This is a genomic window from Domibacillus sp. PGB-M46, from assembly GCF_022668875.1.
Taxonomy (GTDB): domain Bacteria; phylum Bacillota; class Bacilli; order Bacillales; family Domibacillaceae; genus Domibacillus.
On sequence record NZ_JAKGCR010000042.1, the window covers coordinates 1 to 14,117 of the forward strand.

Genomic DNA, 14,117 nt, shown 5'->3' on the forward strand with positions numbered 1-14,117 from the left:
TAAAAGTCGATCCGTTCTTCCCATCAAGCCAGCTCTGTTCCGGGTGTGGCCACCAGCATAAGGATGTAAAAAGTCTCTCTGTCCGGGTGTGGGAATGCCCGTCCTGCGGTGTGTGTCACGACCGGGACCTAAATGCGAGCCTGAATATTAAAAAAGAAGCCCTTCGACTTCTTTCACTTCAGTCTAGTTAAGCTTGGTCATAAAACCGTTGGAATACGGGGTTAGCCTGATTACTGGGGGTCGAAGATCCTCTTGCCCAGGAATCCCCCACTTCAACCGTCAGGTAAGTGGGTGGTAGTTCAAAAAGATTGATCCATGATATCATTACAGCTCAAAATGAAAATTCATTTAATTATTCTCCCTTCGGATTAAATCTCTATTTATTGGTCTATCCTGTTGTTTTATGGCATATGTTAGTATGGTTAGCTTTTCATTTAGCTCCCGTAACGAATTGGTTTTTCAGTGAGTTCATTGGGCCCACTGTGTTTATTTGTGTCCTCGCGCGGAAATTTACTTCCTTTTAAAAACAAACATGGATGTATGAGCAAGAGAATCTGTATTACATTTATTTATTTGCCTTGAAGGATATATTAAGGTTTACCTCTTTGGTCATTTTTTAATTTTTTTGTTTATAGTCATAAATTCTTCGAAAAAGGGGTATATGCATTTTGAATAAGCAAACACTTATCCGATTAAAAATGCAACGATCATTAATCAACTTAGACTTTCACCAGCCTCTTTCCTTGTGCTTTTGCGAAGGTTAGAACTAGAGAGGAGAATTAACATTGTCATTAAATAGCCTGCAGGATTTGCTAGAAACATTGTGTTCTTTTAACACCATCAATATTACCCATACTTTCGAAAAGGATGAGCAGCCAATTGCTTCAGTTTGCTGCTTAAAAGATACTTCTATCATCCAGTTGACACTTTATGAAACCCAGTCAATTAAGCAGTATAAAAGTATTGAAGAAGCAGCAACCGTGATTGATAAATTGCTCAATTAGATTTTATCCCCTAGTAAAAAATGATTTGATTTACAGCCTCTTTCGTCGGATCCCTTCATACTGAGCAGGCAGCCAAAGCATTATATAGGTTTACCCGTTTTTATAATCTGCTATAGCAAGGTGTTCCCATCGTAAGTAAAAGAACACAACCGATGTTGATTCTTTAAACTTGATAAGTTTAAAGTTCAGAAGTATGATCCTTCCATTACCTAGAAATGGAGGGGATAAAAATGCACTGGCTTCGCTTAATCCCTGTAGCTTTTTTCTCTTTATCGGCTTTATCGCTTTTTACCATTCAAGCTGAGGGAATTCTACATTCTATCCAGGAATTTATCACTTTTTATAAGCAGGATTCCTGATTCATTTGATAAAATCCCTTTAAGGGATTTTTTTTATGTATTCCTTTAGCACTACTCTCCCAAACAAGAAACAATCTCCTTCTTTTAAAGTAAGCTTTGCATCCTTTTCACCATTTTTCACTTAATTGGAAATAAAAGGTTTATATTGTTCTCATTATACTAAATCAATCATTCAAACTAAATTCATGATATAATTCTTATAGTAAACGCTTATCCAAATACCTATCACTAAAGTAAATATTAACTTTTTAAGGGGCTGTTGAACGGTGATCATGGATAATAACCAAGCAACCATAAAAGAACAAACCATTTTTAGCCACACAGGAAATCTTATTCAAACCGAAGATAGAGAAATTAAGATCGTTGCACGATTTGAGGAACCGCTCATTGTCGTTTTAGGAAATGTATTGAGCGATGAAGAATGCAACGAGCTGATCAACTTGTCAAAAGACAAAATGCAGCGATCAAAAATTGGGGCTTCACATGAAGTAAATGAAATGAGGACAAGCAGCGGAATGTTTTTCCAAGGAAGTGAAAGCGATATCATTAAAAAAGTTGAAAAAAGACTGTCCTCGATTATGAATATACCCATTGAACATGGAGATGGCCTTCACGTTTTAAAATATACTCCCGGCCAAGAGTACAAAGCGCATTTTGATTTTTTTGCCCCAACAAGTGCTGCAGCGAAAAACAATAGAATCAGTACCCTCGTTTTGTACTTAAACGATGTAGAACAAGGCGGAGAAACCTTTTTCCCTAAACTTAATTTTTCTGTTTCTCCACAAAAAGGAATGGCGGTCTACTTTGAATACTTTTATAACGATAAAAGCATAAACGAACTTACCTTGCACGGTGGAGCACCCGTTATCAGGGGAGAAAAATGGATTGCTACACAGTGGATGAGAAGGCAGACGTTAAGATAAAGAGGAAAACCAAGCTTTGATTAATCAAAGCTTGGCTTTTTAAAGGAATATTCATTCCACCCAACCATCGGCTGCCGTTGAAAAAATCAAAAATGGCTTCTGATCCGCTAGAACCCTCTAATTCGTAATCTTCGTTTCCATACTCGAACCCCTCTTCAAAGAGGTCGCCTATTTGACCCGTTAGCAAAATCGATTTAAGGATCAGGGGATAAAAAAGCCGCATAAGTAATGGGACTAATACAACTTAAATTATATAATTTTTCGAAAACCAGGCTGTTTCTTCTCAAATATCCCCATTCCCTCTCTTTCCAAAATGGCTAGAAACGCTTTTGCAGCTTGAGGATCGAACTGACTCCCTATATTCTTTTCAATCTCCCCCATTGCATAGTTTAAATCCATGATTGGTTTGTAGACCCGCTTTGTTGTCATGGCATCAAAAGAATCTGCGACAGCCAAAATGCGTGCTGCCAGGGGGATCTCTTCTTTTTTCAAACCGTGGGGATACCCATTTCCATCGTATCGCTCATGATGATACAACACCATGTCGAGAACACCGTTTCTTTTGAAATCGGAAATATGCTTTAGTGTTTCGTATCCTATTGTTGGGTGCAGTTTAATGAATTCAAATTCATCATCCGTTAACCTTGAAGGCTTCAACAAAACAACTTCTGGAACACCAATTTTGCCAATGTCATGTAATAAGCCCCCGATATAAATTGCCTCACACTGTTTTTTAGGTAATTCCATTTCCTTTGCAATTTTCAAGGCATAGTCCGCTGCTTTTTCGGAATGATTTGCTGTATATGAATCCCGTAAATCCAACGACTTGGCCAAAGTAAAAACCAGCTCAGTCTGATGGTGCTTTATTTCATAATATTTTTTTATAACCTCAGATGAAATAAACGTCACAGCCAAATAAACACAAAGGCGGACCAAAACAGCTGTAATATTGACAAACTCGTCATTTAAAAAAGTACGAGTAAAAACTACAGAGCAACAAGAAAAGAATATAAAAAGTCGTGATTTCTCTGAAAAACCAAGCCCTAAAAAAATAACAGTTAAAATGTACAAAGAATTAAATTCACTTATCCAATTTGTAATTAATATAGTGGCACAAAAAGATATCAAAAAAAGAAGCCGAAAAAACAGCAGATTATCCAATGAAGGTATTCTTCCACCCAGCAAATTACACAATTGAGTGTATTTTAATTCCAAATCATCACACCTTAAGATTTTCTTATAAAGAAATATTTCCCATGATAACTTTATAATAAATTCCTTTGAAAACAAAGGGTTACCTTCACTGTAAACGATTTTAGTTTCCGCCAAATTTCGACATCTTCCATTAAATGTTCAATAATTAACTTGGTTCTCTTTCCATTTGGGAAAAGTTTACCCTAGAATGAGCCACCATTTTTCAGATGATATAAAGTACAATAACAATCTGGCACGGAAGAATTTGCACCAGCTTTATTTCCGGTAGTTCTATGAATATTATGAGGATACCTTAAACCTTGTTTTTGTTTGTTGTCATCGTTATGCACCTGCCTTTCGAAGGAAGCCAAACCTATAAAGGCTGTACTACATTCAAAGCAAATTAAAATGCTCCATCAAAATCTTTAATGTAGCTGAAGAGGTCCGAGGATTATATTTGTCAGTCTTTATTTTTTCACCATTAATGGCCTAATAGTGTAACAAGAGGTTATTTTGAAGGAGTTGTGTCTCACCATGCGTTAAATGCTATTTTGATTTCATTATTTGAATTTTGCACATTGTTAATTTCGCAATAAAAACCATCTCATTTATCCATTAATAAATTCATCTTCATACTTTTCTTAAAAAACATGTTTTATTTTATATAAAAAGAAAAGATCTTTTTTCGTAAGCCTTTATATCCTGTCGAATTCGTATTATCACCTTTTGCTTTTCTAAAAATAAAACTTTTTGTTATAATATGGTCATTTATACAGTCTTTCCTTAACCTCCCCCATACTATGTAAAAGTGGGAGGTGATAATCGTGAGCTGTGAAAACAATGGTGGGTACGGATCTGGCTTTGCACTAATTGTTGTTTTGTTTATTCTTTTAATCATTATCGGTGTCTCTTATGTTGGAGGCGAATATGGTGGTGGCGGATACTGCTAAGTGTCCAACACTAGTATGTAAAACATTTTTGAGTTAGTCCGGCTTTTCAGCTGTTCCCCCGCTTCCTTCTTTAGCTCCCTATTTGATATACGGTTGACTGTATTAAATAATACAGTCTTTTTTTGTTCAAATTTTTTATAAATAGTAATAAGTTAATTGATTCCTATGGGAACCTCAACTCATTGCCTTTCCTTCAGTCTGGACTGTTTTTATAAAAATCCCCACCGCTTCTTTGCTTCATGCAGCCAGCCAGATGGCAGCTAAGGATAACCCTTAATCCATTTCTTGCTTCAGCAGGATCTTGTTTAGGCACACTCGCATTGTTGCTTATTGGGTCGGTTATTTCTTTTTCATTCACTGTTTTTTGAAAAACGAAAAGCATTATCCTGGCCCGCTTTTTTCACTTAAATCAGCCTTTTTGATTCAAACTTTCCTTTACAATAAGCTTGTATCTCTTCTGATGTTCATTGCTGTTTAGCGACTGCTCCGCGACATGGCTTTTTTTATTTACTCCTCTTCCATTCTAATCAAAGTTTTATTCCTGAAAACACGCTATTTTAGTTCTCATTTTCCGCATAAAAAATCGTTTATTTTTCACTAAACTGGGTATTTTAATTTTGATAAAATCACAATATTTATTTTGTGGAGGTTTTCTTTATATGTCTTCAAACGAATTGACTTTGTGGATATTTCTAACGATTTTAGAGCTCATTCTTATTTATCCAATTATTTTGAGACTAATAAAATCTGAAAGGTTTTCAACACTCGAGTATAAACAGTCACAAAACATTAGCCCTAAACTTAAAGAGAAAGATACATACTTTTATTAAAGCGCTTCTGGCGCTTTTTTTATTTTTTATACAACTCCCTGAACTTTTCCAACATATTTGGCATGTAAAAACGCTGATTTTCTCATTCGATAATCCATAAAGCTGTACAGCCAGAACAACACTGGGTGTTTTTTACCACCAGCGTATCCATAGTAAAGGATAATAAGTATGATCAAGCCATCCACCCCCCTGTGGTACAAGCTTGATAACCCGGGAGAAATGTTTCTCAGTTTTATTGAATTTTCCATCGTTTCTTTTCTACATCCAGTATTTCCTGTGTTAAATTCTCATACTTCGCTAAAATATGCTCATCGCTTAATCCTTTTGAAACAAACTTTTCATACTGGGCTTTACTCAAGTTCCCTTTTGAATTGATCAACCGTTTTCCTCTTGAAGAAAACCTACTACCTACCCGTTTATCAGCTTCTCTTACGTATGCCGGGCGTTTCGCTTCAAATTTTCTGCAATATGCTTCCACTTCTTCCGGGGTCCATTGCTGCTTAATTACTGCTCTACGGTATGACATTTCTGTTTTTCTCCCGTCAGTTCTTTGAACCATTCTTTGTCACCTGTTTTTAAAGCTAGGTCAATTAATGTTGATTTATCCTGGTGCTTGTCCCAAAAATCGCCGATCGGCTCCAGCTGCTCTTCTGTGAAGATGCCTGGTGATGGTTTTTTTAAAAGGTATTTATTGTCCTTAACCCAAATCACTTTTGTTAACTCAACTCGTTGACTGTGCCAGCTAAAATTAATGATGTTGCTTACATATCCAACGGCTGTCATACCACCAATTTTGACTGCTTTCCAATCTCCAATTTTTAACAAAGCTTTCACCTCCAGTTTTCTTACTTTCTTTATTTCTCTTTTTATCTGAATTTATTCATTCTAAGTCACAAACATATGATAATATTTTTTAAGGTGGTGCTGATTTATGTTCACAAACCCACATATAACGCTCGCAATGAATTTCCGCTTCCAAATTCCGAACTACAAAGCATACATATCCTTAACTGGTAACATCATCGTGATTTGATGCCAGAAGTGTCTGGATTAAAGGAGGCCAGCAAGCGTGACTCCTTGGAATACAAAGCTTACAGATGGGATAAGAAGAGGGGCACCCCTCCCCAACTAGCCCAATAGCGCTGTCTTGCCTGTCTTTCACTTCCCGCAGCATTCCTTCTCCCCAATTCGGCAGCTGATTTCCCTTCTTACATTTACTTGTATATGTGTATATATGTTGATTCTCCATGGTATACACCTTTACAAGCAGCTTTTAGACGTCTTGTTAGGTGACAAGCTCCTTCTTAATAAATCATTTCTATTTTTCATTCTATCTGGGATACTCCACAAATGGTTTTGAATGTTTATGACCATTCTTTCGAAGAACTTGAGGAAGAATCTGTACAAGGGGAAGCGGATCTGCATAGGAGACCCATGCATTTAACTCGGCCATCAAGCTCCAAATCAATGACCAGTTCTTTCAGCAAAGAAAAAGTGAAATTCCCGTGTGTCGTATACTTCACACACAAAAAGAGCTGTTCATTTTTCAAACAAGAGCTTTAAAATGGTTTTCAATGTAATATGATAGCTTTTGCCAGAACCGTAGCCGCCGACAAGAAAGTGAAATTTTGTAGACCATTCAATAAGGAAATCATCAAAGTGTGGATTTTCTTCTTTTTCAATCGCGGTCATATAACCTCACCTTTTCTTTTAATGACAATTTCCAGTTGGATCATCATCGTTATTGCTGGTCAGCTTCTCTACCTCGGCTTTCGACTTGGCAATAGCGGTTTGGCATCCCTTCAAGCTTTAATCAACGCTCGCCGTGAATATGTGCCTGTTCATCAAACGAACGGGTTGCGACGCTCTTCCATAGCCCGAGATTACGCGCTTAAATAGGCATAATACTGTTTACTGTTCATAAGCAAAGGACACTTTGTGTGACTCACTGCCTCCAGCATCTCTCCAACTGCTTCCTGATTCTTCTTCTAGATGATTATTGTTACCACTGGAAACCCCCATTATTCTTTGAGCACGGATGATAGCCGTATATTAAATAACTATTTGATCCCAAATTAAATCAATCGAATCTGCCTGTCTCACTTCATCCATTATTTTTAAAAAACTCTTCTGGAAGATACCTTGCGTAAAAGCCATGTTTCAGAGCATTAAAGTTTCGTTTCGGAGGAGATGCGTGTTTATTTCCCCGATTTTCCTTGCCATTAGAACTACCAATAGGCGCACCCTTTTTCCTGGTCGCATCCCTTTACTTGATGGTTGCAACCTTTTTCGTTAGATCTCTCAACCAGCCTTCACGGTTTTTTAGGATACCTAGTTTTAGATCATGATTTTCTGCTAATGCAGCAAGCGTGATCTTGGTTGTTTCCCACTCTGTTTTGATATCATCCCAGTTTTCCGCTTCACCATACCAACACCTCCGAGATTGTTTTAAGCAAAGAAAAAAACATCCCTCAGGATGCCTATAAAAAACGAAATTAAAATTCATGTCATACTCATAATTTTTGATTTGTCTTTATTCGTAGCCAGCTTTTTGATCAATGCTTCCTTAACCAACGCACTTACACTTTCACTTGAGCCTGGATCAATCTCTACTCGTTCGTAAAGTTGACGTCCTTCTGGCATCCCATCACAGTCTAAGGTATAATAACTGACTTTAATTTTTATAAGAACATCTCCTTTCCCCTTACATTCGACAAAAGAAGCTAATTTTCCTCTTCAACATTACTTTGCGTGTTTGAACATAAAAATAGCATCCCGTAGGATGCTTGAATTCTGCTATATTAATATTCCTTCACTTTTACATAATCGACATTCTCCATATTTGCTTGGATGAGCGCGTCGTCTTTATCAACAAACGTGTAAACTTCTCCATCTTTTATGGACCTTAATGCATTTTCGGGCGAATCGGCCTTTACTTCTTGAACAAGTTCTTTTCCAGATGAAAAAACAAAAGTCAGTCTATATGTTTTCATTGTCTACCTCCTTTGCCTTACCATACCACAAAAGAAGTCAAATACCTTTATTTACATATATGAAATACAGCTAGAGCGCCCCTGCCCATTAAACAGTTTTACTACCTTTGCTATGTTACACCTAGTTTCTGTTTTATTTCTGCCTAATCCGACCTTTCACCTGTTTACAGGCGGGTCTTTTTGGAACCATCAGCTCACGGATGTCTCACTCTGTTTACTTTTCCTCTTTCGATTTTTGGCTTCCCCCATTCTCTCACCGTCTATGTTCTTTTCTCTGCTTAAGCCGTATTTCAGCATAAAGAAAAAGCACCCACCAGCATCAATGAGCGCTTCCTTCTTTGTAGGATATTTGCAAGCATGAACATTACAAACTAAAAATTTATTCAGTAAGCAAGTGTGAACTCTGCTGCTATAAAAGAACCGAATGTATTTTTGATTCTATTTTCTCCCGCTGTTATCAACGTTCTAAATCCAGCAAACGAAATATTTACTTTCAAGGTTTCGCCTGGTGCGTGGCGATCTTGTATTCCCCATATGGAGGCAGCTCTCTGATCTTTACATTCCCATCACAAATCACAACCACACATGCTTTCGTTATTTCCATTATATCCAATTCCAGCTTCATTGTAGAAGGATCAATTTTAATGTCTTTCATAGATGAAAAGCCCCTGGCCTGTTAAAATAGAAGTGCGAGTAATATTTCAAGAGCCGTGGACTCGTTCTCAGCTTTTTTGTATAAATTTTTCTTTAATGGCCTATACTAGCATTGTTCGTTCGGAATCCAATTCCCATGAGTAAAACCATTCCCCCAGCCAGGTTCCCGCCTGGCTTTTTTGCATTACTAATCAAAACAAAACATATACTTCATACGGGAAGAAGGAAGCAGGTTAGCCCTTCCTTCATCCTGTACATAACGGACACACTGCTGATTATTCTGTTAATTTTAAATCCAACTCCTAAGGATCGAAGTCATTCTGCAGTCAGAGCCCCTCCTCTGGCTGTTTTTTCCGTGTCCGGATCCTGCGAACTGTGACACTATGAAAGGAAGAAGGATATGAAAAGATCAATCAATTTGATCAGCTTAAGTCCATGCTTGTAAGGTGTGCCACAGTATTCCTTGAAGCACCTTGCAAGCCTGGATATTTCAAGGGAGCTGATCTACATGAAAAACCGATCCAAAGCGTACACCCGTCACCAGCGGGAAAGAATCATTCAAAAGAAATGCTCTATCCTGAAGGAAGTCCAACTAAGGGAAGACCAATGGATGCCTGCGCGCGGGACATTAAGCAAAGGTGAAATCCACTGTTCTTGCCGGATGTGCAAATACGAGAAACACTATTCCGTTCCAAAAGCCAAACATAAAGCAAAGTGGGATGCCATGCGAAAAGAGATAGACAGATTAATTTAATGTCATTATTAAAATTTAAAAAGCCACAAAGCCAGGTTCTCCTGAAGAACAAGGAAACCTGCTCGTTATTGATCATAAAACATTTGATTTATTGTACAAAATTCCTATTGAATATGATCACTTGCTTGATTTTGTGGTAAAAAAATAATGATACTCGCTCCAGAAGAATTCTGTTATATCTTTCAACCTTTTCTCAGGACAAAATAAATTAAAAACCTCAACCTCAAATGGCGGAATTGGCCGCCATTTAAGATAAGGTCCAAACTACCTTCAGGGCAGCCAACTGTTGATTATACATGGCAGCTGGCCAGCTTAATTTCACCACCCAAAAGCTTTTCAACTTCTTCCGGCTCTTCAATCAGGTTAATCTCACCCCTTAACAGCTTTACCAAAACTTATCTAATGGGGTCAATTGCTTAGCACTATTTTCACCATTCCTGCACTCAATCATTTACCCTCACGTATTGGCGGATCCCAGCAATTCTAATCCGTTATTTTTCCTGGATGAACTTCACCACATCATACCCGCACTCGTTACAGACCATTAAATGAGGACAAATCTGATCTTTCGCTGTGTTGGGGTAGCCATCACCCATTTTTACCGTCTCTTCGTCATTATAATGACCGTACGGGTCTAGAAAATCTGATACCTTGCCTGAATCATCTAATTGAGTATTACATTTTGGACAATTAATTTCTAATACTGCTAATGAGTTACATAAAGGACACATGGCCATAAATATCACCCCTTTTAACTTTCAACTGTAGTATTCATTTTTTCAGCAATACTATGTACCCTGATCAAAGGTAAATTGATTCCGCATTTTTTCCCTTTTTAAAGCTCAACGTGCTACTTTCCAGAGAGGGTCTTCATTTAAGGTCCTCTCCCTTAAATGGGCGCCAAGCTTTTCGGTTCAAATGATTTATTTTCAAGCCATACCAGCTTCAGCCTGCTTCTTCAAAGGATACCATATCTTCTTTTAAGCACACTTATTGCGTCATCAGTGCTAACTGGACCACAAGCTGCAAGTCCATCACAAAGTGAGCAAGCGCGACCGGAAGCAGCCGGCTGAGTCGTATGTAAATAAAGTCAAGAGGCAGGGCAAGCGGACTAAAAGCGAAAAAAAGCCAGGCCATACCCGGGACGTCAAATACCAACGAAAGAGCTACATGCTGAATAGCCAAAGCCAGCCCTGCCCTTACTGCGGTGGAATTCGCATCATTCACACGCCCAGCCATACACCTGGCTACCTTTGCCTTTATATAAAACAAAGTAAGGTACTAATACTAATTGCAGGAGATACCCTTGTTTGTTCGGAAGGCACATCACGTGGACCCATCGAACACACAACATTAGATATAGAAATGGCTTATCGCTCACTTGATAAACTTTCAGATCTTGAAATTGATACCGTCATCTGTTATCACGGCGGGGTATGCAGTGCCAATGCAAAAGACAAGCTCCACAATCTAATACGCGCATATGCGAACACCTAACATGAATAAAAAAGGAAACAGTAGAATGACAGCCATAAAGAAAGAAAGCAAAAAGATGAAGACATAACAGTGCTGATTTTCAAACGTTTTAGTTCATACAGAGGAGTTTCTCAGAAAAACCGATCATTTCAGCCATCTTTAGATTTCAAAAGGACGGCTTTGTGGTTTAAGCGTGATGGCGTATGAAAGACTGGAGAAACACATTAAACGGCGCTGTCCTGTACTGAGTGAAGACTTCCTTGTACCCCATTACTGTATACAGACTTTTAGTTTGCTACAAATACAGATTACACACAAAGCTATGGATCGGACTAATTTGTAGAACGATCCTTAACACAAAAAAGTTTAAAGATAAAAAAGCAAATGTACGGGCCATTCTTCACCCTACCCACTATCTTCCGCCGGCAGAACAGCCAAATGAGGAATTTACGTTATGGCCGACAACTGGGCAGCTTGTTTGGCACTGGCATACACGAACGAGAACGGGACGTTCCCCTTATCTGCATATGGCTACTCAGCATGGAATGTGGAAATTCACACAGAAGACGCCCAAAAGCACCCGCTTATACCTGGGGAGCTGGTTCACCTTTTTTCACCGAGCGGATGGATGGAAGTGTCTGTAAGAATGGGTGACGCTCTACAGCCAGGCCTTGCGTTTATCCCATTTCATTTTGCAGATGAAAAAAAGAAGCCGCCAATGAATTAACAGCTGATTTTGTAGATCTATTATCGAAGCAGCCACCGTTTAAACAATCGGCGTGTAAAATTAAAAAAATACACAGAAAACACGAAGCGGCAGCTGATGAATAGCTGAATTTTACTGCAAAACGCACGGCTTATCAGCCGAGGACCCAAAAGACGCCAAAATAAATATTTCGCTAAAACCGTTTATGCCCTATCGTTAAAAAATTTAACTTTGTAAAAATGATTTCTCTTATTTTATAAAGGAAAATTGCTTTTTTCACTTTCTGGATTTCGCTGCCTGAAGTAACATTTATGTAAAAGCGCTTTCTACAGAAGGAAGCTTAGATACAGCGAAGAAAACGCCATTTGACTTTTTCAGCGTATGTGTCTCTATCTTCTTTTGTTTTCACATGGAATCCTTCTGTGTACAGCACATTGGTGTTTTCTTCATCCATAATAAAAATCGTACAAGTAATCCGGTCTTTAAGCTCTGCTGCATTATCCACTACTATCATTTTATAATCATTTATATTCAATAGCTTTTCACTCCTCGCATGGCTTTTTCCTTTCCACTACTATTACCAATAATGAAAAATAGTATTCAAAATATTGGAAAAACAGCATGGAAAAACTTGATATATCATCGTTTTCTATGGTCTTTCTTGCTATGCTGAGCGAGAAGTATCCAAAAAGTCATTCTTCTTAATGATTTAAAACATGGCCTGCCCTGTAGAGTGGCTATGCTTATGCACAGTATAAATAAAAAAGCGTTCATCCTCATGAATTTTATGTAGTTTCTTTCTTAATTGAAATAAAGAATCAGTTTTTTCAAACTGATTCTTTATTTCAAATTCAAATGTTCTTTAAACTCATTTGATACACGTGCAACTTCTTCATCCTCCACCACATAATAGTAAACGCCGCTAATTTTTGTACTAGTACCGTCCATGGTAACGGTTTGGATATGGTTACGAGCCGATGTGTAATTCTTTTGAATCGCGAGCATGTCGCTGATCGATAAATTCGTTTCAACATTGTCCCCAATCGCCTTCATGACATCTGTTAATTGCAAAATGACAGCCGGGTCACTCCCTTTGTCCAAGATGCCTTCCATTACTTGACGCTGCCGTGCCTGTCTGCCGAAGTCACCATTTGGATCTTCCTTACGCATCCGTATATAGTTCAATGCTTCAGATCCGCTTAATGTAATATGCCCTTCCACAAAATGATCGCCTCCGTAAGAAAAGGCGGAATCATTTTGCACTTCCACACCGCCAACAGCATCTACAAGTTCTTTCATGCCTTCCATATTCATTTCCACATAATAATCGATCGGCATATCTAGAAAATTTTCCACTGTTTCCACGGCCATTTTCACACCACCAAATGCATAGGCGTGGTTGATTTTATCTTTTGTTCCTTTTCCTATAATCTTTACTCGTGTATCCCGTGGAATGCTTAGTATTTTCGCTGTATTATTGTCCCCGTTTACGGACAAAAACAGCACGGTATCCGACCGGCCTACATCCCCTTTGCGCTCATCCACACCAAGCAAAAGAACGGTAAACGCTTCTTTTTTCTGTAGTGAGACATCTTCCGTCCGCTTGTTTGAATGCAGCACTTCCCCGTCCAATGTATTTTGAAGGGACTGGTAGACCGTAAACGCCAAACCTGCTCCAACCAGGAGTACTACCAAAAAGAAACCTAATATAAACCGTCCTTTGTTTCGCTTTTTTCTTCGCTTGTCTCCTCTTCCCACAGACACGACCCCTTCATGAGATGTGAATTGGGAATAGCTTGCCCTTGAAAAGGATTTTCACAACATTCTTTTTTAAATTACTCCTTTCTTTTTAAAAGAAAAGGGCTAGAGGGTGAACAAAAAGCTATCCAGCATATGAGGATGAGCATAACCGTGATAATGACAGACGGGCAGTTGAAAAAATTAAATATTTATATTTAACCAACCCGCTCCTTATTGGTACAAGTATTTTCATTTAGACTATCAGGGAACAGACACTTCTACTGAAAGCTTTGTTTGTCTTTACAACTCGTTTTTTCCAAATGAAAAGTGGTGATTTCCATTTTATCAAAGCGAGTTATCTACATAGAAAGCGAAAACTCGCCAACAAAATGATCAAACAAAAAAGTACATATTTTTCGAAAACAAAAAAGACAACTTGATTTCTCAAGTTGTCTTGTCTTGCCAGGCGGCGTCCTGCTCTCGCAGGGGGAAACCCCCAACTACCATCGGCGCTGAAGAGCTTAACGGCCGTGT

Annotated in this window: 18 protein-coding genes and 1 pseudogene; 7 read left to right on the forward strand and 12 right to left on the reverse strand. The window is 38.3% G+C overall.

All coding sequences use genetic code 11. The features are described from left to right. From L2D08_RS22780 to L2D08_RS22790, 3 genes are all read left to right on the forward strand, one after another. A partial coding sequence (locus L2D08_RS22780) for a transposase (RefSeq protein WP_242237680.1) occupies positions 1-191 on the forward strand: 191 nt, incomplete at its 5' end. A 594-nt stretch (positions 192-785) separates the two neighbouring features. Beyond that, entirely contained in the window at positions 786-1,004 is a 219-nt protein-coding gene (locus L2D08_RS22785; RefSeq protein WP_242237682.1) for a hypothetical protein, read from the forward strand. Positions 1,005-1,632: 628 nt separating this feature from the next. Further along, on the forward strand, positions 1,633-2,286 hold the full coding sequence (locus tag L2D08_RS22790) for a 2OG-Fe(II) oxygenase (protein ID WP_242237711.1): 654 nt from the start codon (positions 1,633-1,635) through the stop codon (positions 2,284-2,286). A 249-nt stretch (positions 2,287-2,535) separates the two neighbouring features. Here the strand turns inward: L2D08_RS22790 and L2D08_RS22795 are convergent, their stop codons facing one another. Next, positions 2,536-3,615, reverse strand: a complete 1,080-nt coding sequence (locus L2D08_RS22795) for an HD-GYP domain-containing protein (protein ID WP_242237684.1) — start codon at positions 3,613-3,615, stop codon at positions 2,536-2,538. 689 nt (positions 3,616-4,304) lie between these two features. Between L2D08_RS22795 and L2D08_RS22800 the strand changes: the two genes are divergently transcribed. Then, a complete protein-coding gene (locus L2D08_RS22800) occupies positions 4,305-4,430 on the forward strand; it encodes a YjcZ family sporulation protein (protein WP_242237686.1) in 126 nt (41 codons plus the stop codon). A gap of 1,062 nt (positions 4,431-5,492) precedes the next feature. Here L2D08_RS22800 and L2D08_RS22805 read toward each other — a convergent pair. The 7 genes and pseudogenes from L2D08_RS22805 to L2D08_RS22835 all read right to left on the reverse strand — a co-directional run bounded on the left by L2D08_RS22805 (position 5,493) and on the right by L2D08_RS22835 (position 8,908). After that, complete coding sequence (locus L2D08_RS22805) at positions 5,493-5,786, reverse strand: hypothetical protein (RefSeq protein ID WP_242237688.1); 294 nt, start codon at positions 5,784-5,786, stop codon at positions 5,493-5,495. Continuing rightward, on the reverse strand, positions 5,765-6,085 hold the full coding sequence (locus L2D08_RS22810) for an IDEAL domain-containing protein (RefSeq protein ID WP_242237690.1): 321 nt from the start codon (positions 6,083-6,085) through the stop codon (positions 5,765-5,767). The genes L2D08_RS22805 and L2D08_RS22810 overlap by 22 nt, the downstream gene beginning before the upstream one ends. A gap of 611 nt (positions 6,086-6,696) precedes the next feature. Then, positions 6,697-6,952: pseudogene (locus L2D08_RS22815) on the reverse strand (phage terminase large subunit); the annotation flags it as partial. A 574-nt stretch (positions 6,953-7,526) separates the two neighbouring features. After that, positions 7,527-7,766 carry a hypothetical protein gene (locus L2D08_RS22820; RefSeq protein WP_242237691.1) on the reverse strand — a complete coding sequence of 80 codons (240 nt, stop codon included), beginning with the start codon at positions 7,764-7,766 and terminating at the stop codon, positions 7,527-7,529. Further along, positions 7,763-7,903, reverse strand: coding sequence for a hypothetical protein (locus L2D08_RS22825; protein ID WP_242237694.1), 141 nt, complete (start codon positions 7,901-7,903; stop codon positions 7,763-7,765). The genes L2D08_RS22820 and L2D08_RS22825 overlap by 4 nt, the downstream gene beginning before the upstream one ends. A 158-nt stretch (positions 7,904-8,061) precedes the next feature. Continuing rightward, a complete protein-coding gene (locus L2D08_RS22830) occupies positions 8,062-8,253 on the reverse strand; it encodes a hypothetical protein (RefSeq protein ID WP_242237695.1) in 192 nt (63 codons plus the stop codon). A gap of 493 nt (positions 8,254-8,746) precedes the next feature. Further along, complete coding sequence (locus L2D08_RS22835) at positions 8,747-8,908, reverse strand: XtrA/YqaO family protein (protein WP_242237697.1); 162 nt, start codon at positions 8,906-8,908, stop codon at positions 8,747-8,749. Positions 8,909-9,415: 507 nt separating this feature from the next. Between L2D08_RS22835 and L2D08_RS22840 the strand changes: the two genes are divergently transcribed. Further along, positions 9,416-9,661 (forward strand): hypothetical protein, encoded by a 246-nt coding sequence (locus L2D08_RS22840; RefSeq protein ID WP_242237699.1) that lies wholly within the window; start codon positions 9,416-9,418, stop codon positions 9,659-9,661. 491 nt (positions 9,662-10,152) lie between these two features. Here the strand turns inward: L2D08_RS22840 and L2D08_RS22845 are convergent, their stop codons facing one another. Together L2D08_RS22845 and L2D08_RS22850 are read right to left on the reverse strand one after the other, a co-directional pair. Next, on the reverse strand, positions 10,153-10,398 hold the full coding sequence (locus tag L2D08_RS22845) for a hypothetical protein (RefSeq protein ID WP_242237701.1): 246 nt from the start codon (positions 10,396-10,398) through the stop codon (positions 10,153-10,155). Between the two features lie 253 nt (positions 10,399-10,651). After that, positions 10,652-10,900, reverse strand: coding sequence for a hypothetical protein (locus L2D08_RS22850; RefSeq protein ID WP_242237702.1), 249 nt, complete (start codon positions 10,898-10,900; stop codon positions 10,652-10,654). Here L2D08_RS22850 and L2D08_RS24625 point away from each other — a divergent pair. Both L2D08_RS24625 and L2D08_RS22855 read left to right on the forward strand, forming a co-directional pair. Further along, on the forward strand, positions 10,832-11,158 hold the full coding sequence (locus L2D08_RS24625) for an MBL fold metallo-hydrolase (RefSeq protein ID WP_375337637.1): 327 nt from the start codon (positions 10,832-10,834) through the stop codon (positions 11,156-11,158). The genes L2D08_RS22850 and L2D08_RS24625 overlap by 69 nt on opposite strands. A gap of 433 nt (positions 11,159-11,591) precedes the next feature. Beyond that, positions 11,592-11,864 (forward strand): molybdopterin dinucleotide binding domain-containing protein, encoded by a 273-nt coding sequence (locus L2D08_RS22855; protein WP_242237704.1) that lies wholly within the window; start codon positions 11,592-11,594, stop codon positions 11,862-11,864. A 319-nt stretch (positions 11,865-12,183) separates the two neighbouring features. On the opposite strand, the gene L2D08_RS22860 is transcribed toward L2D08_RS22855, so the two are convergent. After that, positions 12,184-12,378 carry a hypothetical protein gene (locus tag L2D08_RS22860; RefSeq protein ID WP_242237707.1) on the reverse strand — a complete coding sequence of 65 codons (195 nt, stop codon included), beginning with the start codon at positions 12,376-12,378 and terminating at the stop codon, positions 12,184-12,186. A gap of 305 nt (positions 12,379-12,683) precedes the next feature. Next, on the reverse strand, positions 12,684-13,601 hold the full coding sequence (locus L2D08_RS22865) for an LCP family glycopolymer transferase (protein ID WP_242237709.1): 918 nt from the start codon (positions 13,599-13,601) through the stop codon (positions 12,684-12,686). Positions 13,602-14,117 lie beyond the last annotated feature (516 nt).